A 24,584-nucleotide genomic window follows, 5' to 3' on the forward strand; every position below is an offset into this window, starting at 1 on the left:
ACATGAACCGGCACGAGGCCGCGGCAACCATTCTGAGCGCTGGCCGGCCATGCGAAGACGATGCCGCCGACGCCATTGCGGCAGGTAGCATGGCGATGGCCGCCAGCCAGGCGCCATCCGCCACGCTCCCGTCGGGCGTTGAGCCGCCGGCATGGCCGAGCCCCGCCTCCGTGTTCTCCGGCAGACTGGCCGCGGCGTGGCGGGAGTATGCGCTGGACGCGTTCCAGCGCGGCGCGCTCTTCCTGGATCTGCTGCGGCAACGCGGCAACGAACAGATAGAGATCACGTCGCGGCCGATGGCGACCGTCCTGCTGTTCGAGCAGGAAATTCTGATGCACGGACGGTCTCTGCCGCGGCCGATCAATTATGCGCTGTCGCGCATCCTGCCGCCGCCCGGCGTGGCGACCGACCCTTGCATGCGGCCCGTGGTGGTGGTGGATCCGCGGGCGGGACAGGGGCCAGGCATAGGCGGCTTCAAGGCGCAGAGCGAGATCGGCGATGCCCTGAACGCGGGCCACCCGGTCTACTTCATCGGCTTTGGCGCGATGCCCGAGCCCGGCCAGCAGTTTCTTGATGTCGTCGAAGGTCAGGTGAAGTTCTTCGAACGCGTGGCCGAGCTGCACCCGGACGCGCCGCGTCCGTTCGCCATCGGCAATTGCCAGGCGGGCTACCAGACGCTGATGGTGGCGATGCTGCGCCCCGATCTGTTCGGCCCCTGCCTGCTCCCCGGCTCGCCGATGTCGTACTGGCAGGGGGTGCGCGGCAAGGCTCCGATGCGTTACTCGGGCGGCCTGCTCGGCGGCAGCTGGCTCGCCGCCATGATCAGCGATCTGGGCAAGGGAAAGATGGACGGAACCAATCTGATCCTGAATTTCGACAACCTGAATCCCGCCTACTGGCTGTGGGGCAAGCAATACCAGATCTACGCCGATATCGACGCCGGGGCGCAGCGCTACCTCCAGTTCGAGCGGTGGTGGGGAGACTTCACCCAGCTGAACGGCGACGAGTTGCAGTTTCTGGTGGACCAGCTCTTCATCGGCGACAAGCTTGCCCGCAACCAGCTTCAAGCCAGCGACGGCACGACCTTCGACATACGCAATGTGGTCTCGCCCATCATCGTGTTCACCTCCTCGGCCGACGATATCAGCCCGCCGCCCCAAACGCTCGGCTGGATACCCGATTTGTACCGCGACGTCGACGATATCCGCGCCGCGGACCGGACGATCGTATACTGCCTCAGCCACAAGGTCGGCCATCTGGCGATCTTCGTCTCCTCCAAGGTTGGCGCGGAGCAAGATCAGGAATTCGTGCAGCTGATGGATGTCATCGACTGCCTGCCGCCCGGCCTCTATGAAATGGCCATCTCCGCGCGGAACGCCGACCTGGTGCCGGGGGGATTCGATACCGGCAACTGCTTTGCCCGCTTCGAGGCCCGCACCCTTGACGACATCCGCGCGCTTGGCCGCAACAGCCCGGAGGATGACCGCGCCTTCGCCGCCGTGGCGCGGCTGTCGGAATGGAATCTCGCGGTGTACCGCATCCTGGCGCAGCCCTGGGTGCGGGCGCTGGTCAGCCAGCCGGCGGCGGACCTGGCCGGCATCTTGAACCCTCTCAGGCTCAGCTACGCGATTTTTGCCGACGGCAATCCGTGGATGAGCGGCGTGCCCGCGCTAGCCGCCGAGGCTGAAGCCGCGCGCCAGCCCGCCGCCGCCGACAACCCCTTCCTGGCCTTGCAGGCCAAAGTCTCGGACCAGATAACGGCCGCTCTTGAAGCCTACCGCGTGGCGCGCGACGACTGGGTCGAACAGGCTTTCTTCGCTTTCTATGGCTCGCCGCTGGTGCAGGCCTTGCTCGGGCTCGACGCTGACAGCGAAGTCCGGCCAAGCCCGGACGCTTCGCCAGAGCAGTCTGCGGCCCGGCGTGCCTTGGCGGCGACGCACGCGGCGAAGCTGCAGAGCGGCGGCTTCAACGCGGCGTTGACCCGGGCCGTGCTGTACATCGTCGGGGCGGACCGGTCTTTCGGCCAGCGCAGCGCGTTCGCGTTGAACACCGCGCGCCAGACACTGATGAAACTCTCGCTGGACCAGTTCAAAAACCTGGTGCGCGACCAGTTCTTCGTGCTGCAGCTCGACCGCGAACGCGCGGTGCAGGCCATTGCCTTGATGGTGCCGGCGGCAGGCCTGCGCAAAGAGCTTGTCAAACAGGCGGAGGCGATCGTCAGCGCCGGCCGGCCCATGAGCAGCGAAGCGAGCGCCTTTCTGGCCCGGCTCTCGCAAATGCTGGAGTCGCCTGTCGAACCCGCGGTTGCCCGTCAGGCTCACAAGCAGGCCTCCTGACGTTCAAGCCGATGGGACGCCTCTAGCCATGACGGCCCGCAGGTCCTGGATGCGGCGGTGGACGCGGCGGCGCAGGCCAAGCGGATCGCCTCCCGGTGGCGGGCATCGCCGACGCGCTGCTCGCGCCCAATATCGAAGCGGGCAACATGATCTACAAGGACCTCGTCTTCATGGCCAATTCCCAAAGCGCGGGCCTGGTCGTCGGCGCGCGAGCGCCGGTGATGCTGACCAGCCGCGCGGATATCGCCGCCCCCCTTTTATTCTCGGCACCCACCGCCGCCTTGTGCGCCGATGCGCTGGCGGCATCCTGCCCGACCCGAGGGATTGAGCCGCCATGGCCAACGCCATCATCGTGATCAATGCCGGCTCCACCAGCCTGAAGTTCGCCGCCTATGCGCTGAATGCCGCCAGGTCGCTGCCGCTGATTTGCCGAGGCCGGATAGCGAGCATGCGTGACGCCCCGCATTTCGCCGCCGATGACCCGGCCGGCCAGCCCTTGGGCCAACACGACTGGGACCGCGGCCATCCGCTTGACCATAAGACCGCGCTGCGTTTTGTCGTCGCCTGGCTGGAAACCGGCATCGCCGGCATCAAGGTGATCGCCGCCGGCCACCGCGTGGTGCTTGGCGGCAGCCGTTTCGCCGCTCCGGTCCGCATCGACGACGACGTGCTGGACTATCTGGACTCTCTGGCCAAGATGGAGCCATCGCACCAGATCTTTAACGTGGCCGGCATCAGGGCGCTGGCAGAGGCCTTTCCCGGCCTGCCGCAGCTCGCATGCTTCGACACCTCTTTCCACCGCACCATGCCGGAGGCGGCGCAAACCTACGCGCTGCCCAAGGATGTCCGCGATGCCGGCGTGCGCCACTGGGGCTACCACGGCATCTCCTATGACTACATCAGCCGGCAACTGCCCAAGTTCGCGCCCGAAGCGCGGCGGGTGATCGTCGCGCATCTGGGCGGCGGGGCCAGTCTGTGCGCCATGCTGGACGGCCGCAGTGTCGAGACCACCATGGGCTTTTCGGGATTGTCCGGCCTGCCGATGTCGACCCGCTCGGGCGATGTGCCGCCGGACGCCTTGTTCTACCTGCTGCGCAGCAAGCTGTTCGACGACGCGTCGCTGGAGGAGATGCTTTACGAGAAAGCCGGGCTGCTGGGGTTGTCCGGTATCAGCGACAGTATGCAGATCTTGCAGGAAAGCGCGGATCCGGCGGCGGCGTCGGCAGTGGAGTATTTCGTATACGCGACGCTGAAGTACGTAGGCGCCTATGTGGCGGTGCTGGGCGGGCTGGATGCCTTGGTGTTCACCGCGGGAATCGGCGAGCACTCGGCTCCGGTGCGCGCGGCGCTGTGCCGCAAGCTGGCCTGGCTGCGCGTGAAGCTGGATCCGCAGGCCAATGAGGCCAACGGCCCGCGCATCTCCGCCCCGGACAGCGGCGTATCGGTCTGGGTGATACCAACCGACGAGGAATGGATGATCGCGCAGCATGTGCAGACGCTTGTCTGTTGACACTCCACCGCTGAACTGCGAACCTTCCCGCTTCAATTTATTTGCCATTGCCCGCCATGAAAATCACCTCAAACACCGCCGTCACTCTGCGAATGAAAGTCACCGACAGCCAGGGCCTGGTTTACGACGATGGCAAGAAACCCGTCTCCTACCTGCATGGCGATTACGACAGCCTGTTCCCCAAACTGGAAGCCGCACTTGAAGGTCAGGAATCAGGTTTTCAAACCACGCTGGAACTCGCTGCCGAAGATGCCTTCGGTGAACGCGACGAAGCCCTGGTCACCACCATGCCCAAATCCGACTTCCCGCCCGGCGTCAAGGTAGGCGGACAGCTCCAACGCACCGGCCCGGATGGCGAACCGCGCTACTATTTCGTCACCAAGATCAAAGGTCCAACCGTATTGCTGGACGGCAACCATCCGCTTTGCGGCAAAACCCTGCGCTTCGCCCTCAAAGTTGTGGACGTGCGCGCGGCAACCGCCGAGGAAATTGCCCACCAGCATGTACATGGCGAGCACGGGCATCAGCACTGACGCCGCCCGCCCGACATAAACAAAGCCCTCCCGATTCGGGAGGGCTTTGTTTCGCCCGGACCCTGCCGTGTCCGACATTCTGTGTAAAGCCATCATTTCGCAACTGCTGCCAACTGACCGCTGGGCAGACTTATGCCGTCACTTGGAGTATCGCTTAGTCGGGTGGAGGTCATTTCCAATCAATTCGCGCGAATAAAGTCCGTCGGAGTTTGACAACAGAGAAGGGGCCGTTGGCCCCTTCTTCGTTATGTCTGATCAACTCTTCAGAGATGCTGGCCTAGCGTCCGCAATACGACAAATGCAGTATTTCCACCTAGCCTATTCGTGCTTGGCATAGTGTTTGCGCTGTACCAGAATCAACCTTAGCCTCGAGCAAAGCTCGTCATTGAGCAGTAACCGAGGCGCGGCAGACCCGTATTGCCATGGCATGGACGTTGGGCGGCATCGGTTTGCCTTTCTCTTAACGACTTGGTTCAAATCGTTTACGGACTCTGGTGACAACTGGAAAAGTTTGCGTGCTGATTGACGGTAGAAAGGATTGAGATGAGTACCAATGTGTACCAACAGCCATTTTACGTTCCACCCAGGACGTCGCAGCCCTACCCCCGCGAGTGTCCGTCTGGGCAGATCATTCTCTTCAGGGATAATAACTGGGGCAGCAATTCACTCACAATCGACACCAATAGTCCGCAATATCCTTCAGAGAGATTTTTCTCATTCTCCGGCACTTCGATGCAGGATCAGGCAACATGGCTTGTGTTCAACCTGCCCGAGAACGTTGTCTGCACGCTGTGCAACAATGTGGTCCAGAACGCCAATCCTGCTGACTTCTCCAATGCCGGTGTGTGCGTAGACTTGATCGGCAACGGTCAAACCCAGACCATCGATTTGAAGGCGTACGGCGCCAATGACTGTCTCAGCGGCGGTATTTGGCGCGAAGTGGACTCGGATCAAGGCTGGTTTCAACTGTTCTATGACATCAATGAAAGCGGGACATTCGCTACGATTTTCCTCTCGGAATGGTCGACGGCCAAACCGATCTCGATTGCCAAATGGTGGCTTCAGGATCAGGCCTCATCGCTCAACTTTCCCTGCCTGACGCCGCCGCAGCAGCTGACGCTCTCTGACAATGCTGATGGCAGCGGCCAGTCAATGACGGTTGGCGCCAGCAATCCCTTCGGCTCGTGGAACACCCAAGCTGCGGTGAACTTGACCGATAGCGGCATGAACGACAAGGTCAGCTCATTCACATACAGCCTGGTTTCTCCGGTCAAAACGGTGATCTCATCGGTTTCGGTCAATGTGGCAGCGCAGATTGTATCGGGCCAGACGTTTACCGAAACCATCTCGGGGACAAATGCGTCGTCAGAGGTGCTCACGCTCACCGATACGGTCGCAGTCGGCAAGTCGGTGCAGATCTCGAATACAACGACTCAGCAATATGAGACGACTGCGTCGATTTCTGCAACCGTCACGGCAACCGAGGGGGTGCCGGATGTCGATTCCATCCAGACGAGTTTGACCGCATCGTTTTCGGTGACGCAAACCACATCGTCGTCCCAGACGACATCCACTACCAACAGCGTCGATCTGCAGCAGCAGATTACCTTCAACGTGCCGCCGCATTCGAGTTATTCCGGCATTGCCACCATTGCAATCGGCCAAGTGCCGCCGACGACCGTAACTCAGACCGGCTCCTTCTACTACAAGCAGAACCTGCCGGGCTCCATCAAGCAGAGTGACGGAACCTATCTACTGACCATGCCGATCACCGTCACCATCAACGGCGAGGTAGGGTCGTCCGTTCAGTTCAACATCACGTCAACGCCGCTTAATTTGGCATAGGTTAGCAGCGCCACGGCCCGCTCCTGGTTGCTCCAGGGCGGGCCGCGACCGCTCTGTTGAAACCCTTGCTATTGTTGGTGTTGCCAAGCGATGGCAACAAGAACGCAGGTAGTCGCTTGAATCGTCGTTCTGTGGTGGGCTTAATGTTTTGGCGGTGTTGATTTATCTTCAATTTGCTCGAGAAAAGAGGCCCGGAAGGGCCTCTTTGCCTGAGCGCGCAAGGGTGCCTTTCCGCGCGGGTTGCCAGTATTGAGATGGCGAGTCAGAAGAGCGAAAACGCAGGTGAGGCCGTCGTAAAGTGACGGTCGGCGCCGAATTGCCGGCACCGACCGTTCCCATTGGCGGGACTAGCGGGTGTCAGGCCATCACTTCAGGTCAAAGCGGTCCAGATTCATCACCTTGTTCCAGGCGGCGACGAAATCGCGCACAAACTTCTCCTGTGCGCCGTTTTGGGCGTATACCTCCGCCAGCGCGCGCAGCTGCGAGTTGGAGCCGAACACCAGGTCGACGCGGGTGCCGGTCCACTTGACCTGTCCGGTCTTACGGTCGCGGCCTTCATACAGGTCGTTGGCGGCGGAGGCGGGCTGCCAGACCACGCCCATGTCGAGCAGGTTGACGAAGAAGTCGTTGCTCAATACCTGCGGGCGCGCGGTGAACACGCCGTGCTTGGCATTGCCGACATTGGCGCCCAGCACGCGCAGGCCGCCCACCAGCACGGTCATTTCCGGCGCGCTCAGCGTCAGCAACTGCGCCTTGTCGATCAGCAGCGTCTCGGCCGGCAGAGAATAGGCCTGTTTCTGGTAATTGCGGAAGCCGTCGGCCTGAGGTTCCAGTACGTTGAACGACTCGACGTCGGTCTGCGCTTGGGCGGCGTCGGCGCGGCCCGGAGCAAACGGCACCTGGACCGCATGGCCGGCGGCCTTGGCGGCGGCTTCGATCGCGGCGCCGCCGGCGAGCACGATCAGATCGGCCAGCGACAACTGCTTGCCGCCGGTTTGCGCGTCGTTGAACGCTTTGCGTATGCCTTCCAGCGCATTCAGGACGCGGGCCAGTTGGGCCGGCTGGTTGACGTCCCAGTCCTTCTGCGGAGCCAGGCGGATGCGGGCGCCGTTGGCGCCGCCGCGTTTGTCCGAACCGCGGAAGGTGGAGGCGGAGGCCCAGGCGGTGGAGACCAGTTCGCCAATGGACAGGCCGGAGGCCAGCACCTTGGCCTTGAGGGCCGCGACGTCCTGGTCATCGATCTGCGGCTGACAGGCGGCTGGCACCGGGTCTTGCCAGATCAGATCCTCGGCCGGCACTTCCGGGCCGAGATAGCGGGACTTGGGACCCATGTCGCGATGGGTCAGCTTGAACCAGGCTCGGGCGAAGGCATCGGCGAAGGCCTGAGGATCCTGGTGGAACCGGCGGGCAATCGGTTCGTAGATCGGATCGAAGCGCAACGACATGTCGGCGGTGGTCATCATCGGCGGATGCTTTTTCGCCGGATTGTGGGCGTCGGGGATCAGGTGTTCCGGCTTGACGTTCTTGGCCACCCACTGGTGCGCGCCGGCCGGGCTCTTGGTGAGCTCCCAGTCGTAGCCTAGCAGCATGTCGAAATAGCCGTTGTCCCATTGCGTCGGGTTGGGTTTCCAGGCGCCTTCGATGCCGCTGGTGGTGGTGTATTCGCCTTTGCCGCTGCCGAGGCGGTTGATCCAGCCCAGGCCTTGCGCTTCGAGCGGGGCGGCTTCCGGTTCCGGGCCCACCAGCGCCGGATCGCCGGCGCCGTGCGCTTTGCCGAAAGTATGGCCGCCGGCTACCAGCGCCACGGTTTCCTCATCGTCCATCGCCATGCGGGCGAAGGTTTCACGCACGTCGCGGCCGGAGGCCAGCGGGTCGGGGTTGCCGTCCGGACCTTCCGGATTGACGTAGATCAGGCCCATCTGCACCGCGGCCAGCGGGTTGTCCAGCTGGCGGTCGCCGGAGTAGCGGCTGTTGGCTTCCTGGCTGGTGGCCAGCCATTTGGTTTCTGCGCCCCAGTAGACGTCTTCCTCCGGCTGCCAGATGTCCTGGCGGCCGCCGCCGAAACCGAAAGTCTTGAAGCCCATCGACTCCAGCGCCACGTTGCCGGCCAGGATCATCAGGTCGGCCCAGGAAATGTTGTCGCCATATTTTTGCTTGATCGGCCACAGCAGGCGGCGCGCCTTGTCCAGGTTGCCGTTGTCCGGCCAGCTGTTGAGCGGCGCGAAGCGCTGGTTGCCGGCGCCGGCGCCGCCGCGGCCATCGGCGGTGCGGTAGGTGCCGGCGTCATGCCAGGCCATGCGGATGAACAGGCCGCCGTAGTGGCCCCAGTCGGCCGGCCACCAGTCCTGGGAGGTGGTCATCAGCGCCTTGAGGTCGTTTTTCAGCGCCGCGTAATCCAGTTTTCCGAAGGCTTCCGCGTAATCGAAATCCGGATTCAACGGATTGGAGGCCGGCGCATGCTGATGCAGAATGTTCAGGTTGAGCTGATTGGGCCACCAATCGCGGTTGGATCGGGCATTTACCACGGCCGGATTGCCTACGGTCTGGTGGAATGGGCATTTGGATTCGCTACTCATGACAGACTCCTCTGGTTAGAGGGTTGAAAGGACATCCTGATAAGCAGACTAATCAAAATAGTCATTGGCCGCCATTGAGCAATATTAATGGCGGTCATCACTTTTTTAAATCGAAAATTATTTTTAATAGTTATTTTTTGGCCCGAGTTCATGCTGTGGAGCCGTGGCGCAATCAGGACTTGCCGGTGGCGCCCGCCAACCAGCGGCGGCACACCAGGCAGCCTCATCATAGCAAGCTGTTTGGCATGGCGTCGTCAGGCGGCTTGTAAAATTAGATATGGCTAATGTAACTCGGGAAGTTGGCGCGAGCGGCAAGGACAGTTGCGGGCTGGCGCGGCCGCTGCGCATGCCGATTCCGTTTGCTGGCGGCGTCGGCCCGAGGGGGCGAACAATTGATGGCCATGGCCGGCAGTACAAGCATATGCAGGTGAAAATCGTTTTTTTCATATTAATATCAAGGCATTGCCATTTGGTTCGTCTCATCCGACCTTTGCAAGGAAAAGCCATGCAAATCGCCCCTTTGCCTGTTGATGAGAATGACCGCGTCGCGTCCTTGCGCCGGATGCAATTGCTTTGTACTCCGGACGAGCAGGTGTTTGATCAAGTGGTGCGCGTGACGAAACGGTTGTTCGACATACCCATCGTATTGATCTCGCTGGTGGATGAAAACAGCCAATGGTTCAAGTCCTGCATCGGCCTGCCGATGCGGGAGATCGATCGCGATGTGTCTTTCTGCTCGTACGCCATTCTGGGCGATCAATTGTTCATCATCCCGGATGCGACCCGCGACGACAGGTTTGCCGATAATCCGCTCGTCACGGGAAACCCTCACGTCATTTTTTATGCGGGCCGTCCGCTCAAGAATGTCGAGGGCTACCGGGTCGGCACGCTTTGCCTGATTGACCATCATGCCCGGGTGTTCTCCGAAGAGGACCAAGCGGCGCTGCATGACCTAGGCAACTGGGTGGAGCTGGCCTTCTTGAATCGCGAGCTAAGCCATACGCAAATGGAGGTGATTTCCGAGCTGGATCAGATCAAACGCAAATCCATGCTGGATGCGATGTTGAATGTGTGGAACCGCGCGGCGGGAATGGAAATCCTGGGGCGGGAAATCATCCGCTTGGGGCGTGAGGACTCCCATCTGGCGCTGCTGATGATAGACCTGGATTATTTCAAGCAAATCAATGACCAGTTCGGCCATCCTTGCGGTGATCAGGCGCTGATCGAGTTTGCCAAACGCATCTGCGCCAGCCTGCGCTCTTACGACTCGGTTGTCCGCTATGGCGGCGATGAATTCATGGTGATACTGCCCGGCATGAGTCTGGCGAGCGCCAGGGAGAGGGCGCAGCATATTCTGGATGCCATCCGGCACTCTCCGCTGATCACCGACAACGCCAATCTGAGCTTGTCCGCCAGCATAGGTGTCAGCGCGATTGCCGTTAGCAGGAGCAGGTTGGCGGGCAACGAGCTGATCCACCAAGCCGACGACGCCTTGCTTAAGGCCAAGCGGGCAGGGCGGGGCCGGGTCGAGGTTTTCGCCGATGGCTGACGCCGCGCCATCGAGGCGGCGTTTTGCTGGATTGTGATCGCCAGCATGTGAAAGAGGCCTGTCTCGGCTTCTTTGTCTTTTCGGCGGCGGCCCGCGGCGGATGGTCTCCGCATCGGAATGGATCATGGCGCAGTGGCGAAGGCGCGTGAATCGACCGCTCCGGGCGGCGGCGCGGCGATGACATGTTCCGCTGTCTGCATGATATGATTAATCTTATGGCATATATTGGCGAGTGCCGGTTTGCATGACGGCCGCCATCGTTTTGCGGCGCAGGACGAGCCAGCCAGTTCTTTGCTGTAACCCCTTGCCGCGCCGCGACGCCGGGCATTCACTGGACGCGCTTCCCCATCCCAAAACCTATATGAGGATACTCATCGCCATGCGTGCCATCCATTCGCTGATCTTCAGCGCGCTATTGCTTGGCGGCTTTGCCGCGTCTTCAATCGCAGCGACAGAGCAGGCCGCGGCTCCGCGCATCGCCGTGGCGCCTCAATACAGCACGACCCACGTGTATGTCGCGCCGGAGGACTTCGACCGCTTCACCGACAGCCTGATCGCTACCTTCGGCGGCCACAAGTCGCAACAAGGGGTGTTCCAGGTTACCCCCACGCCAAGCCAGACCATGTCGCAGTTGGTGTTCACCCCGGTGGGCACACTGTCGGTGTTCGGCTTCAAGACACCGATACCTTATCCGTTCGGCATCGAGCGCACCGGCTATCTGGTGACCGATATGGACGCCGCGGTCAAATCCGCGAAGGCCCACGGGGCGGATGCCGTGGTGGCGACCTTCCCCGATCCGATAGGCAGCGACGCCATCATCGAATGGCCGGGCGGCGTGCACATGCAGCTGTACTGGCATACGCAGAAGCCGCAATATGATCCGCTGCAGACAGTGCCGGAAAACCGCGTCTACCTGTCGCCGCAGCGCGCCGACGCCTTTGTCGGCGGCTTCGTGGCATTCGCGCACGGCCGGGTCGTTTCCGACGAGCGCAAGGCGCCGGGCATCGAAATCGGCCGGGCAAAGGAAAGCTACCGTCGCGTGCGCCTCGAGTCGCCTTTCGGCAAATTGGCGGTCATGGTGACGGATGGCCATCTGCCATATCCGTTCGGGCGCGAGGTGACGGGATACGAAGTCGGCGATCTGGCCGCTACGCTGCGCAAGGCGCAGGCCGCCGGAGCCGCGATATTGGTTCAGCCCTTTGTTTCCGACAAGCGCGAAGCCGCGATCGTGCAGTTTCCTGGCGGATACATCGCCGAGATTCACGCCGCCGTCAGGTAGGCCAGCGTTCCGCAGCGATGGCTCCAATAAGAAAGAGGCTCCCGTGGGAGCCTTGTTGCGGTACAGCGCGGCTGATCTGCGGCGTAGATCGGCCATCAGCCGGTTTCTGCGCGGCAGCCTGGCGGCATCTTAGCGCAGACGCAGCTTCAGTTCCTCGCTGGCCTGATGAAGAGCCGCGCGGGTAGCCGGCAGCGCGGACAAAGCATTGAGCAGGCCGAAATCGTGAATCATCCCGTTGTAGCGGGTGGCCACCACGTTGACGCCGGCGGCGTCCAGCTTGCGGGCGTAGGCCTCGCCTTCGTCGCGCAAGACGTCTTTCTCCGCAGTCTGCACCAGCGTCGGCGGCAGTCCTTTCAACTGCTCGGGCGTCGCCTGCAGCGGAGAAGCGTAGACTTCCCGGCGTTGCTGCGGATCGGTGGTGTAGGCATCCCAGAACCACTTCATCATGTCCTTGGTCAGGAAGTGGCCGTTGGCGAACTCATCATACGACGCGTCTTCGAAGTTCGCGTTGGTCACCGGCCAGAACAGCACCTGGGCGCGCAGCTTGGGGCCGCCGTAGGCCTGGGCCATCAAGGCGACGACCGCCGCCATGTTTCCGCCCACGCTGTTGCCCACAACCGCCAGGCGCTTGCCGTCCACCTGGATCTGCGCGCCGTTTTCGGCGACCCATTTCGTCGCGGCGTACGCTTCGTTGATGGCTACCGGATAGCGGGCCTCCGGGGACGGGGTGTAGTTGACGAATACCGCGGCCGCGCCGGAATCGGCCACCAGATCACGCACGAAGCGCTCGTGGGTGGGGTAGTCGCCCAAAATCCAGCCGCCGCCGTGGAAGAACATGAATACCGGCAGAACCCCCTTGGCGCCGGCCGGCCGCACGATGGTGAGCTTCAACGGCTTGCCATCCACCGTGATGGTCTTTTCGCTGACGTCGGCGGGCTGAAGCTTGGCGTCTTTCTGCGCGCCGGTCAGCACATTGCGCGCATCGGCCGGCGATAGCGTTTCCAGCGGCTGGCCGCCGCTCTTGGCAAGCGTTTCGAGAAAGGCCTGGGTATGGCGTTCGACTCCGGGGCTGCCTGCAGCCAGCGCGTTGCCGGCAAGCATGGCGGCAACCGATGCCGCAACGATATTGAACTTGGTTTTCATGATGGTTTTTCCTGATTGGGCTATAGCGGCGATGGTTCAGACCAGACTGAGGCGCACGTCGATGTTATTGCGCGTGGCATTGGAGTAAGGGCAGACCACGTGGGCCTTCTCCACCAGCGCCAGCGCTGTTTCGCGGGGCAGGCCGGGCAGGGATATCTGCAGTTCCACTTCGATGGCGAAACCGGTAGGGACCGTTCCGATTCCGACGGCGCCGGTGACGCTGCTCGCATCGGACAGCGCGACCTTTTCCCTGGCGGCGACAAACTTCAGCGATCCGAGGAGGCAGGCGGAATAGCCGGCGGCGAACAGTTGCTCGGGATTAGTGCCGGCGCCGCCAGCGCCGCCCAGTTCGCGCGGCGTGGACAACTGGACTTTCAGGGCGCCATCGGAAGAGGCGGCGCTTCCTTCCCGGCCTCCGGTTGCGGTGGCCTGGGTGCGGTACAGAACTTTCTCGATCGACATGCTGTGCTCCTTTGCAACTTGACTGGTTTGCGTGATGCCGTTTGGCAAGACGAACTTTACGCTTGGATCTGATACTTATGGTTGCGTAAAATATTGAAAAATTGATAAGGAGTATCGATTTGACCGATGCATGTACGGATCGCCTGGACGCGCTGCTGAATCATTTTCCGGTGCGCGCGCGGATGTTCCATTCCGGCGCCTTATGCGGCGTCACTGATTTCGCCGCGCCGGGTGCTGGCGGTCAGATACACCTTGTCAGGTCTGGCGCGATGGATATCATCCATCCCGGCCAACCCGCGTTGCAGGTGAGCGTTCCCAGCTTGCTGCTCTATCCGCGGCCCATCTCCCGGCGTTTCGTCACGGATGCCGAGCGCGGTGCCGACCTGGCGTGCGCGGAGCTGCGCTTCGATGGCGGCGCCGACAATCCGATCATCGGGGCGCTGCCGGATGTGGTCTGCCTGCCGCTGGCGGCCATCGACGGCGCCGAGCATGTGCTGGAGCTGTTGTTCGAGGAGGCCTTCGGCAATAACTGCGGCCGGTATGCGCTGGTTGACCGGCTGTTCGAGGTGGTGCTGATTCAGGTGTTGCGTCAGTTGATGGAGGCGAACCAGATCCGCGGCGGCATGCTGGCCGGCTTGTCCCACCCCAAATTGCGCAAGGCGCTGGTGGCGATGCATGAACAGCCGGCGCAGGAGTGGTCGCTGGATGCATTGGCCAATGCATCGGGAATGTCGCGCAGCGTTTTTGCCGGCGCTTTCCGCAGCATTGTCGGTTGCACGCCTGGGGCCTATCTGCAAGGGTGGCGCATCAGGCTGGCGCAGCAGGCATTGCGGCAGGGACGGCAGTTGAAGATGATTGCGATCGAGGTAGGTTATGGCAGCGAAGCCGCGCTGTCGCGGGCATTCAAGGCGCAATGCGGCATCACGCCGCGGGAGTGGCGGCAAACACGGCAAGCAGGCTGAGGAATGGGCTAGGCCAGCTTTTCGGCCGGGATGGACAAGCAAACGGATCAAGGGCCATTATCACGTGTCCAAGCGGATGCAATCCGCGGCGCGTCGAAACGAGCCGGGACGAATCGAACAAGGAAGCGCTGACGCCGGGTCTCTGGGAGCCCGCCGCCCGCCGCGCCGGAACAGGGCGGGCCGGGCGCCGGGTGGAGGCGAATGCCAAGACTATTCTGGTTTGCGGCGTGCGTTGCGTTGAGGGCGCTAGCGCCCGGATAGGCGATGCACGTCGTGGGTGGTGAAAGGCTGGTTGGCCGGCGGCATGTGCAGCCATTCGGGATGGGACAGGCTGTGGCGGATGTCCAACAGACCGCTCTGCCAGTGTTCGCGCATGGTGCTGGCACTGAACTGGAAGTCCTTGTAATGACCTTCGCAGGGACTGTCCTGGTAGATCAGATGGATCACGTTGAACACCCGGTCGCAGGCCTGCTCCGCCGCCCGCTGGTAGGCCGGAGAGTGGGCGCGGTCTTCCGGAACCAGCTCCATCACCTCGCGCAGCAAGCGGCGGAAGCGCTGGGTTTGCGCCATGTAGTCGGTGATCATCCGGGTACGGCTGGAGTACTGGATCTCTTTCTGTCTTTGCGTCACCTTGGACAGATCGGTAGGCGGCTCGCCGCTGGCATTCCATAGGTCCACCTGGAACACCAGCGAGTTCTTGCGCGGCTTGCCGGCGAGCACTTGCTGCAGCGGGGTATTGGACACCATGCCGCCGTCCCAGTAGTGCTCGCCGTCGATCTCCACCGCCGGGAAGCCCGGTGGCAGCGCGCCGGAGGCCATGAAGTGTTCGGCGCGCAGCCGCGTCTGAGTATTGTCGAAATAGACGAAGTTGCCGCTCTTCACGTGCACGGCGCCCACCGACACCCGCATTTCGCCGCTATCGTTGAGGCGGTCGAAATCCACCAGGCTTTCCAGCGTGCTTTTCAGCGGCGAGGTGTCGTAAAAGCTGGCGTTGCCGGGTTGCAACAGGCTGTCGGCGCCCAGCAACTGGCGCGGCACGAAGAAGCCGTTCTGGCCTTCGGTCAGCGCGCGCCAGGCTTCCCAGCCGTTGAACAGGGTCTGCATGGCCGACGGCAGGGCGTGGCCAAGGTTCAGCAGGTTGTGCGGGCTGGGCGGCAGCAAGGGCTGCCGGCTAATGGTGTGCCAGAATTGTTCCAGCTTCTCGGCGCGCTGTTCCGGCGGATTGCCGGCGATGATGGCGGCGTTGAGCGCGCCGATGGAAATGCCTGCCACCCAGTTGGGGTGCAGCCGGGCCTCCGCCAGCCCCTGGTAGACGCCGGCCTGGTAGGCGCCCAGCGCGCCGCCGCCCTGCAGAACCAGCGCCACCACCTGGTAGTGGTGGCCGGCAGGTAGCGCGGGGCTATGATAGACGCCGGCATCAGAATGGCAGGCCGGATTGAGCTTGGATTGCGCCATGCCTGCTCCTTATTGCATGTACCAGCCGTGGCTGACGACGAAGGACTGTCCGGTCAGCGCGTTGCTGGGGAAGGCCGCCAGGAACAGCGCGGTTTGCGCCACATCGTCCACCGTGGTGAATACGCCGTCCACGGTATTGCCCAGCATCACTTTCTTGATGACCTCTTCCTCGCTGATGCCCAGTTCCTTGGCTTGTTCCGGAATCTGCTTGTCCACCAGCGGAGTGCGCACGAAGCCGGGGCAGATCACATGTGAACGCACATTGTGCGGCGCGCCTTCCTTGGCGAGCACCCGCGCCAGGCCCAGCAGCGCGTGCTTGGCGGCGACGTAGGCGGACTTAAGCGGCGAGGCCTCGTGCGAGTGCACCGAGCCCATGTAGATGACGGTGCCGCCGCGATTGTCCTGGTACATGTATTGCAGCGCGGCCTTGGTGGTGAGGAAGGCGCCATCGACATGGATGGCCTGCATCTTCTTCCAGTCGGAGAAGCTGTAGTTGATGATGGGATTGACGATCTGGATGCCGGCGTTGGAGATCAGTATGTCCAGATGGCCGAAGGCGTCCACTACCGCCTTGGTGCCTTGGTTGACCGCTTCCTCGCTGGTCACATCCATCGCCACGCCGATGGCCTTGCCGCCGGCGCGGTTGATCTCGTCCGCGGCTTTTTGCGCGGCGTCCAGATTGATGTCGGCGATGGCCACGGCCGCGCCGGCCCTGGCGTAGACCTGGGCGATATCCTTGCCTATGCCGCTGGCGGCTCCAGTAATCAAGGCGACTTTTCCGTTCAATTGCATTTCGTTCTCCTGTTGGTTGCGGGATGGATACGGTATGGCAATACGGTGCTGCTGATGCTGCGATTACGGTTGGCGGCGTGGTCGGCCGGGCATTCGCGCGGAAAAGGCCGGTGCCGGGTTTGCGTTGGTGCGTGTTGTCTTTAAGAAGTCGGCTCTGGAGCTAAGTTCCCAGGGACGGCTGGAGCTTAACGGTTATGCTTTTGGTATTGTAGTGCGGTTCCGGCCCTTGCGGGGCGTACGCCGGGTGTCGCCGTTGCTGGTCCGGAGCAGGGATGATGGTTTACTGGTTGGCGGGGGAAGCGTAGCGGGATGGGAAGGCTGCGATCGGACACGCTCCGGTGAATGATTCGTCAGCGCCGCGCTCTCGCTTGGGAGCCGATGGCTTGGCATCCGGCACAAGGCGATGGGAAGCGAGAAATCCTTTTGTCACGATACAATCTGCTGAAACTGGGCATTTTTCTGAATTTTTCAGACTATTTTGCCTCTATTTTTAATTTTCCCGGGATTGGCGCGGTTGCCGTTGGCGATGTACAGTATTGGATAATTTCAATCATCCTGTTCCGTGTTTAAATAAATCAAGGCCGGGAAATCTGGCGCCGCCGAGGATATCTTGGCGCCGGTCTTTCGGGCTGGATTCTTGATAATCTATTCGCAATGAAGATTTTGATTCTATCGTGCCTGCTTGTCGCAGTATTGGCTTATGTATCTGGCAATAGCGTGTTGTGGGGACTGGCGCCCGTCATGGGAGCCGTCATACTGTTGCTGTTGCTTATTGTGATGGCGTTGGCGCAGTTTCGGCGGCAGAAGTGACCTCTGCCGCCTGGCTTTTTCATTAGGGCAGCATGGTTTGCCATTCCTCCCATTTTTTGCTGATGGGGGCGTCCGGCGCGGGCTGGGGGGGCGGTGAATGCGATGGTGCCGGTTTTGAGATTCAAGCTTTGGTTGCCAATGCCGTTGCCAGATAGTCCACCAGGCAGGCGATCCGCGGCAGCGGTCGGCCCTGTTTGTAGTACACGGCCCAGATCGGTTGGCGCCGCTCCAGTTTTTCCCGCAGTCCAATTTCTTCCAGACGTCCTTCCCGAATATCCGCTCCCACCAGAAAATCCGCCAGGCAGGCGATGCCGCATTGCCGCAGCGCCAGCGCGCGCAAGGTGGCGCCGCTGGAAGCCGCGAGGCCGGGCGCGATGGCAAGTCCATCCTTGCCGTTGGCGCGCAGCGGCCAGACGTTCAGCGTGGCCGGACTGCTGAAGCCCAGCAGCTGGTGTTTCAGCAGCGCCTCCACATTCTCGGGGCGGCCGCGGGCATCCAGATAGGCCGGCGCGGCGACGATGCGCAGCGGGCTTTCGCACAACAGCCTGGCGTTGAGGCTGGAGTCGGCCAGCGGGCCGACGCGGATGGCGAGGTCGGCGCGCTCTTCTATCAAATCCACCACCGCTTCGGCGCCGGTCAATTCCAGCCTGACCAGCGGGTAGCGCGCCTGGAAGCCGGCCAGCAGCGGCGCCAGCAGGTGGTCCAGCACCGGGATGGCGGCGTTGACGCGCACCAGGCCGGAGGGCTGCGCGGCGGCGGCCTGCAATTGCTGTTCGGCATCCTGCAGGTTCTGCAGGATGGCGCGCGCGCGCTCCAGCAGCCAGGCGCCTTCCTCGGTCAGGTCCAGCCGGCGGGTGGTGCGGGTGAGCAGTCGCACGCCCAATTGTTGCTCCAGCTTGGACAGGTTGCGGCTGACACCGGAGGCGGTGAGGCCCAGCTTGTCGGCAGCGGCGGAGAAGGAGCCGTTATCTATGATCGCGGTGAACGCAATCAGGCTTTCCGTGCTTAGCATTATCAACTTTTACGCAAAAGACCTTGTCAGTACAGCCCATTTTTCTCGGGCTGGCAAGCGCGGACAATCGGCAGCCTGATTTCATCGACAGGAGCCATCCATGCCACTCGCACTATGGGCGCTGACGCTCAGCGCCTTCGCCATCGGCACCACCGAATTCGTCATCGTCGGCTTGATTCCCACCATTTCCTCCAGCTTGCAGGTTTCGCTGCCATCGGCCGGCCTGTTGGTTAGCCTGTACGCGCTGGGCGTCGCCATCGGCGCGCCGCTGCTCACCGCGCTGACCGGCCGGTTGCCGCGCAAATTGCTGCTGCTTTTCCTGATGGCGCTGTTCACCGTCGGCAACCTGGTGGCTTGGCAGGCGCCGGGCTATGAGGCGTTGATCGCGGCGCGCATCCTCACCGGGCTGGCGCACGGCGTGTTCTTCTCCATCGGCTCCACGCTGGCCGCCGGCCTGGTGCCGAAGGACAAGGCCGCCAGCGCCATCGCGCTGATGTTTTCCGGCCTGACCGTGGCGCTGGTGACCGGCGTGCCGCTGGGCACCGTCATCGGCCAGCATTTCGGCTGGCAGGCCACTTTCCTGGCGGTGTCGCTGCTGGGTGTGGCGGCGTTCATCGGCAGCCTGCTGCTGGTGCCGGCCAATCTGCCCAAGCCGGCGCCGGCCCGGCTGTCCCGTCAACTGGCGGTATTGGCCCAGCCGCGGCTGCTCTTGGTGTACGCGATGACCGCGCTGGGCTATGGCGGTTCACTCACCGCCTTCACCTTCCTCGCCCCAATTTTGCAGCAGGAGGCCGGCTTCGCGCCGGGCAGCGTGGCGGCGATCATGCTGCTGTACGGCGTGTCGGTGGCCGTCGGCAATATTTGGGGCGGCCGGCTGGCCGACCGCAAGGGTCCGGTGCCGGCGCTGCGCATCATTTTCGCCGGCTTGGCGCTGGTGCTGCTGGCCTTGAGCTTCGCCGCCGTCTCCAAATGGCTGGTGGCGCTGACGGTGCTGGCCTGGGGCGGGTTCGCCTTCGGCAACGTGGCCGGCTTGCAGCTATACGTGGTGCAGCAGGCCGAGCGCAGCGCGCCCCAGGCGGTGGACGTGGCTTCCGGCCTGAATATCGCGGCTTTCAATGTCGGCATCGCCGGCGGCGCCTGGCTGGGCGGCCATATCGTGGCCAGCCTGGGCCTGCTGGCCACGCCGTGGATAGGCGCGCTGATCGTGCTGGGCGCCTGGCTGCTGACCGGCTGGTCCGGTGCGCTGGATAGGCGCGCGGCGCACAATGACGGTGGCAAGGCTGCGCCGGCGGCACAGCGGTCCTGAATCTTTCCGCCGGGCGCGTGCTGCCCGGCGTCACTCTCGCAATAAGGAATACATGATGAAAATGCCAAAACTGGGTCTGGGAACCTTCCGCCTGACCGGCCAGCAAGCAATAGACTCGGTGGCCACCGGCCTGGAACTTGGCTACCGCCATATCGACACCGCGCAGATCTACGGCAACGAGGCGGAGGTCGGGCAGGCGCTGGCCGCCGGCGGCGCGGCGCGCGGCGAGGTCTACGTCACCACCAAGATCTGGACCGCCAACCTGGGGGCCGGCCGCTTGATTCCCAGCTTGCGCCAGAGCCTGGACAAGCTGCAGCTCGATCAGGTGGACATGACGCTGATCCACTGGCCGTCGCCGAACGGCGAGGTGGCGGTGGCGGAGTATATGGCGCAACTGGCCGAGGCCAAGCAACTGGGGCTGACGCGCGAAATCGGCATTTCCAACTTTCCCATCGGCCATATCGAGCAGGCCATCGCCGCGGTGGGGGAGGGCGAGATCGGCACCCATCAACTGGAAGTGCATCCCTACCTGCAAAACCTCAAGGTCAGGGCCTTTTGCCGCGAACACGGCATAGCGCTCACCGGCTACATGCCGCTGGCCTACGGCCGGGCGGTGAACGACGAGTTGTTACAGCGGATAGGCGCGAAGCACGGCGCCAGCGCGGCGCAGGCGGCGCTGGCCTGGCAGCTGCAACAGGACATCACGGTGATTCCGTCATCCACCAAGCGCGCCCATCTGGCGGCCAACCTGGAGGCGATGAAGCTGCGTTTGGACGAGGACGACATGGTGCGCATCAACGCGCTGGAGTGCAATGGCCGCATCGTTGATCCGGACTTCGGTCCGGCCTGGGACGACTGAGCCGCTGGGCTTTATTGCTGACCGATGAGCTGGACGCTGATTCTGCTGCTGGCGGCCATCGTCTTCGCCAAGCGCGGCGACTTTCTGGAGCCGCGCGTGCCGGCCCTGCTGGAGCAGGCGCTGCAATACGCCGCTGCGATCTGCCGCCCCATCATCCTGCTGGATCAGGGGCGCTGCGCGACTTTCCGGGCAATCCGTACCTGTGGGGCGCGTTGCTGAGCGTGCTGCTGGCCTGCCGCGTCCGCAATATGGCCAGCCTGGCCTTGTTCTACGGCCTGTGCGCGCTGCGGTGAGGCCGGCGCCGCAAGGTACAATGGCGGTTTGGCCCAAACAGGCATGGCTATCAGGAGGCAAGGCGATGAGCGCGGAATTGAAGATCGAAGACGTGGTGGTGGGCGAGGGCAAGGAAGCGGCGCGCGGCGCGCTGATCACCACCCATTACACCGGCTGGCTGGAGGACGGCGCCAAGTTCGACTCCTCGCTGGACAAGGGCCGGCCTTTCCAGTGCGTGATCGGCACCGGCAGGGTGATCAAGGGCTGGGACCAGGGCCTGATGGGCATGAAGGTGGGCGGCAAGCGCAAGCTGTGGGTGCCGGCGCACCTGGCCTACGGCGAGCGCCAGATCGGCGAGCGCATTCCGGCCAACTCCAATCTGGTGTTCGAGATCGAGCTGCTGGAAGTGCTGACGCGGGACGATTGACCCATTGGCGGGATCAAGATGAAAGAGGCCCATCCGGGCCTCTTGTCGTTTGCGGGAAACCCTGGTCAGTAACCGATGTTCTTCACCGCCTGCGGCCCCAGCCGCTGGCACAGCTGCGCCAGGTACAGGCTTTGCGGTCCGACATGCACGCCGGCGGAGTCGACGGTGCCCAGCTTGGGCGCCACCGGCACGCCTTGCGCGTCCGGCACGTTGGGCGTCAGCTGGCCGCTGCTGCCTATCGCCCAGTTGGTGCCGCCAGGCGGCGCGGCGATGGCCAGTTGGTCGGCCTTGGAATTCCACACCACGCCCCAGCCCATGCTCCAGCCATGGCCGCTGCCGTCGGCGCCGCGGTTGCCCAGCGCGATGGCGCCGCTGATATTGGCCTGATCCACCAGCAGGCCGGTGGACCAGCGCTGGTGCGGCTCGATATTGCCGCAGGCTTCGGCATGGCCGCTGAAGTTCAGCAGCACGTTGGGCCCGGTGTTCTGCGCCTGGGTGGCGTAGTAGAAGGCCTGCTTGCTGCCGTTGGACGCGCTGCGGTCCACCAGCACCTGGCTGCCGGCGATGCTGAACTCGAATTCCTTGGCGCCCTGGCAGCCGACGTTGTTGTGGTCGTGGCTGAGCGCCACCGCCTCCAGCGTCAGCCGGCGCGCCAGCTTGCCCACCACCACGCCGCTGGTGAAGTTGTGCGCCTGGATGTCGTTGATCCAGCCGTCGGCCAGGTTGTCCAGATTGGCCACGCCGTAGTCGGTGCCGCTGCCGCGAGGCAAGCCTTCCAGCGCCAGATGCTCGATGCCGATCTGGCTGGCGATGCCGCTGGCGGCGTATTTCTGCACGCTGCCGCCGTTCGGGCCCAGATAGCCGCTGTCCAAGGAGTCGGACAGCGGGATGTCCAGCGTCAGCTGATTGCCGTTGACGGCGGCGACGGTGCGCAGCCAGGTTTCGTTGTTGTTGCCGGCGTTGATCCAGGTTTGCGGGCTGCCATCGCGCACCAGGCTGTCCATGTCCATGAAGTGTATCCATTCGGCGCTGGCGCGGCGGCGGATCATCACCGCGTCGCCGGGCTGGAGGCCGGAGGCGCTGGACACGTGGATGACGCGGCTGCCGGACGGCACATAAGCGTCGCTGATGGCGGCGGCCGGTCCGATAGGCGTCAGGCTGGCGCCGGCGCCGCCCAAGTTCAGCATCGCGTGACCGCTGCCTTGCGCCTTCAGCACGGTGCCGCCTGCGCCGGAACCGCTGCCGCGCAGCACCACGCCGTCGCTGGCCAGCTGGATCGGGCTGTTCAGCAGGAAGGTGCCGGGCGCGAGCAGCACCGCGCCGCGCACGCCGTTCACCGCCGGCAGGGCGGCAACCTTGGCGAGGGCGGCCTGGATGTTGGCGAGGTCGCCTGCCGCGTTGCCGCTGGGCTTCACCGTGGCCTTCACCGGCGCGGCCGGCAGCGCCACGCCGCCGCCCATGTAGCCGGCGCTGGAGAAGTCCATGATGCGGTCGCCGTCGCCGTTCAGCGGCGTATAGGCGAGGCCGCCCTGGCCGTCGTCCTTCACCCAATGGCTGCGCGCGCTTGCGCTGCCCCATTGCGCCTGGCAGGCCTGGGCGAAGGCGTCGTGGCGGATGGGCTGCAGCGGCGCGGCGGCGGCGGCCTGGCAGGCGAGCGCGGCGGCGGTGGCGAGCGCCAGCCGCTTGATCGAATGCTTCATTGCTGGGGGTTTCCTGTCTGCGTTGAATGAAAGGCGAAGGCGCCGCCGGCCGGGCCAGCGATCATTTATTGTGTCGGCATATTGATAGCATGCAGTATATGTAAACGTCTGTTACAAGATGGGGGGCGAATGTAAATCCTGGCCTCGGGGACAGCACGAAAAAAAGCCCCGGCCACAGGGGCGCGGGGCAAGCTGGTGAAAAACGAAGGGAGACGCTCAGTGCGCCTGGCTGGTGTCGGCCACTCGGCCGGGCTTGGGCGCCAGCCAGATGGCGCAGGCGGCGATCACGAAGGACAGTCCGCTCAGCCAGAAGATCTGGTTGGTGGCCAGCATGATGCTCTGTCCCTGCAGCGTCTGCTCCATCACCCCGTAGGCGGTGGCGCTGGACAGGCCGCTGTCGGTCAGCGCGCGCAAGGCGCCGCCGCCGCTGTCCAGCATGCCGACCAGTTCGGCGTGGTTGTAGCTGGCCTTGTCGTCCCAGGAGGTGGTGACCAGCGAGGTGGCGAAAGCGCCGGACAGCGTGCGCATGAAGCTCATCAGGCCGGCGGCGGAGGCCATCTCCTCCGGCTCCACGCTAGCCATCGCCAGCCCGGTCAGCGGCACGAAGAAGAAGGGCATGCCCAGGCCCTGGAACAGCAGCGGCAGCGCCACCTGCCAGAAGCCCATGTCGGTGCTGGAGAAGCTGCGGTACAGCGTGACGCAGCCCAGCCACATCACGCCGCAGAACACCAGCCGGCGCGGGTCCACCCGGGTGGACAGCTGCGCCGCCAGCGGCGCCACCATCACCGCCAGGATGCCGCTCATCGCGGTGGCGTAGCCGGCCTGGGTGGCGGTGTAGCCCATATAGCCTTGCAGCCATTGCGGGGTGAGCACGGTGGCGCCGAAGAACGATCCGAAGGCCAGCGAGATGGTCAGCACGCTGGCCCAGTAGCCGCGGTGGCGGAACACCCTGAGGTTGACGATGGGGTTCGCTTCGGTCAGCTCCCAGATCATGAAGGCGGCGAAGCCGATCAGCGCGGCGATGGCCAGCGCCACGATCAGCGGCGAAGCGAACCAATCCAGCTCCTTGCCCTTGTCCAGCATCAGCTGCAGCGAGGCTACCCACACCATCAGCAGCGCCAGGCCCACGGTGTCGATGCGCAGCTTCTCGGTTTTGCTCTCGTAGCGTTTGAGCAGTTTCCAGCCCAGATAGCCGCAACCCAGCGCGATCGGCGTGTTGATGAAGAAGATCCACGGCCAGCTGGCCTGGTCGCACAGCGTGCCGCCCAGGATGGGGCCCATGATGGGGGCGATCAGCGTGGTCATGCTCCACAGGCCTATCGCCGCACCGGCTTTCTCCTTGGGGAAGATGCGCAGCAGCAGCGTCTGCGACATCGGCATCAGCGGGCCGCCGGCCAGGCCCTGCAGCACGCGGAACAGCACCAGCGTCTCCAGCGAGCCGGCCAGGCCGCACAGCACCGAAAACAGGCCGAACAGCAGCATGGAGCCGACGAACAGCCGCACCGTGCCCAGCCGCGCCGCCAGCCAGCCGGTCAGCGGCACGGTGATGGCTTCCGCCACCGCGTAGGAGGTGATGACATAAGTGCCCTGGCTGGAGGACACCGCCAGGCCGCCGGCGATATTGGGCACCGACACGTTGGCGATGGTGGTGTCCAGCACCACCATGAAGTTGGCGGCGGCTAGCACCAGCGCCGCCGCCCACAGCATGTTGCCGGTGAGCGGAGCCGGCGCGCTTGAGCTTGCGCTAGACATGAC

At 63.5% G+C, this 24,584-nt stretch carries 21 protein-coding genes; 13 read left to right on the top strand and 8 right to left on the bottom strand.

The features are described from left to right. Positions 1-2: 2 nt before the first annotated feature. From BI347_RS02835 to BI347_RS02855, 5 genes are all read left to right on the top strand, one after another. On the top strand, positions 3-2,336 hold the full coding sequence (locus BI347_RS02835) for a DUF3141 domain-containing protein (protein ID WP_204377988.1): 2,334 nt from the start codon (positions 3-5) through the stop codon (positions 2,334-2,336). 95 nt (positions 2,337-2,431) lie between these two features. Next, positions 2,432-2,692, top strand: a complete 261-nt coding sequence (locus BI347_RS02840; protein WP_071111318.1) for a phosphate acyltransferase — start codon at positions 2,432-2,434, stop codon at positions 2,690-2,692. Beyond that, complete coding sequence (locus BI347_RS02845) at positions 2,671-3,846, top strand: acetate/propionate family kinase (RefSeq protein ID WP_071111317.1); 1,176 nt, start codon at positions 2,671-2,673, stop codon at positions 3,844-3,846. Before BI347_RS02840 ends, BI347_RS02845 begins: the two co-directional genes overlap by 22 nt. A 56-nt stretch (positions 3,847-3,902) precedes the next feature. Next, complete coding sequence (locus BI347_RS02850; protein ID WP_071111316.1) at positions 3,903-4,379, top strand: FKBP-type peptidyl-prolyl cis-trans isomerase; 477 nt, start codon at positions 3,903-3,905, stop codon at positions 4,377-4,379. Between the two features lie 543 nt (positions 4,380-4,922). Further along, entirely contained in the window at positions 4,923-6,224 is a 1,302-nt protein-coding gene (locus tag BI347_RS02855) for a hypothetical protein (RefSeq protein WP_139167165.1), read from the top strand. 365 nt (positions 6,225-6,589) lie between these two features. Here the strand turns inward: BI347_RS02855 and katG are convergent, their stop codons facing one another. Then, positions 6,590-8,800, bottom strand: a complete 2,211-nt coding sequence (katG, locus tag BI347_RS02860; protein WP_071111314.1) for a catalase/peroxidase HPI — start codon at positions 8,798-8,800, stop codon at positions 6,590-6,592. A 505-nt stretch (positions 8,801-9,305) separates the two neighbouring features. On the opposite strand from katG, the gene BI347_RS02865 reads away from it, so the two are divergent. Further along, the gene (locus BI347_RS02865) at positions 9,306-10,349 is read left to right on the top strand and encodes a GGDEF domain-containing protein (protein WP_071111313.1); all 1,044 of its coding nucleotides are present in this window, start codon (positions 9,306-9,308) and stop codon (positions 10,347-10,349) included. A 244-nt stretch (positions 10,350-10,593) separates the two neighbouring features. Beyond that, positions 10,594-11,628 carry a glyoxalase gene (locus tag BI347_RS02870; RefSeq protein ID WP_204377989.1) on the top strand — a complete coding sequence of 345 codons (1,035 nt, stop codon included), beginning with the start codon at positions 10,594-10,596 and terminating at the stop codon, positions 11,626-11,628. A 129-nt stretch (positions 11,629-11,757) separates the two neighbouring features. Here the strand turns inward: BI347_RS02870 and BI347_RS02875 are convergent, their stop codons facing one another. Further along, positions 11,758-12,771, bottom strand: a complete 1,014-nt coding sequence (locus BI347_RS02875) for an alpha/beta hydrolase (protein WP_071111311.1) — start codon at positions 12,769-12,771, stop codon at positions 11,758-11,760. A 36-nt stretch (positions 12,772-12,807) separates the two neighbouring features. Further along, positions 12,808-13,233: an organic hydroperoxide resistance protein gene (locus BI347_RS02880; protein WP_071115255.1), complete on the bottom strand. Its 426-nt coding sequence runs from the start codon at positions 13,231-13,233 to the stop codon at positions 12,808-12,810. 119 nt (positions 13,234-13,352) lie between these two features. Here BI347_RS02880 and BI347_RS02885 point away from each other — a divergent pair, with 119 nt between their 5' ends. Then, entirely contained in the window at positions 13,353-14,195 is an 843-nt protein-coding gene (locus BI347_RS02885) for an AraC family transcriptional regulator (protein WP_167359399.1), read from the top strand. Positions 14,196-14,441: 246 nt separating this feature from the next. Here the strand turns inward: BI347_RS02885 and BI347_RS02890 are convergent, their stop codons facing one another. Together BI347_RS02890 and BI347_RS02895 are read right to left on the bottom strand one after the other, a co-directional pair. After that, positions 14,442-15,650 (bottom strand): DUF3734 domain-containing protein, encoded by a 1,209-nt coding sequence (locus BI347_RS02890; protein ID WP_071111309.1) that lies wholly within the window; start codon positions 15,648-15,650, stop codon positions 14,442-14,444. A 9-nt stretch (positions 15,651-15,659) separates the two neighbouring features. Next, positions 15,660-16,442, bottom strand: coding sequence for a 3-hydroxybutyrate dehydrogenase (locus BI347_RS02895; RefSeq protein WP_071115256.1), 783 nt, complete (start codon positions 16,440-16,442; stop codon positions 15,660-15,662). Positions 16,443-16,784: 342 nt separating this feature from the next. On the opposite strand from BI347_RS02895, the gene BI347_RS23415 reads away from it, so the two are divergent. Further along, complete coding sequence (locus BI347_RS23415; RefSeq protein WP_139166856.1) at positions 16,785-17,012, top strand: hypothetical protein; 228 nt, start codon at positions 16,785-16,787, stop codon at positions 17,010-17,012. A gap of 361 nt (positions 17,013-17,373) precedes the next feature. On the opposite strand, the gene BI347_RS02900 is transcribed toward BI347_RS23415, so the two are convergent. Next, a complete protein-coding gene (locus BI347_RS02900) occupies positions 17,374-18,264 on the bottom strand; it encodes a LysR family transcriptional regulator (protein ID WP_071115257.1) in 891 nt (296 codons plus the stop codon). Positions 18,265-18,364: 100 nt separating this feature from the next. Here BI347_RS02900 and BI347_RS02905 point away from each other — a divergent pair, with 100 nt between their 5' ends. The 4 genes from BI347_RS02905 to BI347_RS02920 all read left to right on the top strand — a co-directional run bounded on the left by BI347_RS02905 (position 18,365) and on the right by BI347_RS02920 (position 21,129). Continuing rightward, positions 18,365-19,570, top strand: a complete 1,206-nt coding sequence (locus tag BI347_RS02905; protein WP_071115258.1) for an MFS transporter — start codon at positions 18,365-18,367, stop codon at positions 19,568-19,570. 55 nt (positions 19,571-19,625) lie between these two features. Then, a complete protein-coding gene (gene dkgB / locus BI347_RS02910; RefSeq protein WP_071115259.1) occupies positions 19,626-20,429 on the top strand; it encodes a 2,5-didehydrogluconate reductase DkgB in 804 nt (267 codons plus the stop codon). A gap of 24 nt (positions 20,430-20,453) precedes the next feature. Further along, entirely contained in the window at positions 20,454-20,648 is a 195-nt protein-coding gene (locus tag BI347_RS02915) for a hypothetical protein (RefSeq protein ID WP_204377990.1), read from the top strand. Positions 20,649-20,787: 139 nt separating this feature from the next. Continuing rightward, complete coding sequence (locus BI347_RS02920; protein WP_071111304.1) at positions 20,788-21,129, top strand: FKBP-type peptidyl-prolyl cis-trans isomerase; 342 nt, start codon at positions 20,788-20,790, stop codon at positions 21,127-21,129. A 65-nt stretch (positions 21,130-21,194) separates the two neighbouring features. On the opposite strand, the gene BI347_RS02925 is transcribed toward BI347_RS02920, so the two are convergent. Both BI347_RS02925 and BI347_RS24235 read right to left on the bottom strand, forming a co-directional pair. After that, positions 21,195-22,829, bottom strand: coding sequence for a hypothetical protein (locus BI347_RS02925; RefSeq protein ID WP_071115260.1), 1,635 nt, complete (start codon positions 22,827-22,829; stop codon positions 21,195-21,197). Between the two features lie 216 nt (positions 22,830-23,045). Continuing rightward, on the bottom strand, positions 23,046-24,581 hold the full coding sequence (locus BI347_RS24235) for a DHA2 family efflux MFS transporter permease subunit (RefSeq protein ID WP_071115261.1): 1,536 nt from the start codon (positions 24,579-24,581) through the stop codon (positions 23,046-23,048). Between the last annotated feature and the right edge of the window lie 3 nt (positions 24,582-24,584).

This window comes from Chromobacterium sphagni (genome assembly GCF_001855575.1).
Classification (GTDB): Bacteria; Pseudomonadota; Gammaproteobacteria; order Burkholderiales; family Chromobacteriaceae; genus Chromobacterium; species Chromobacterium sphagni.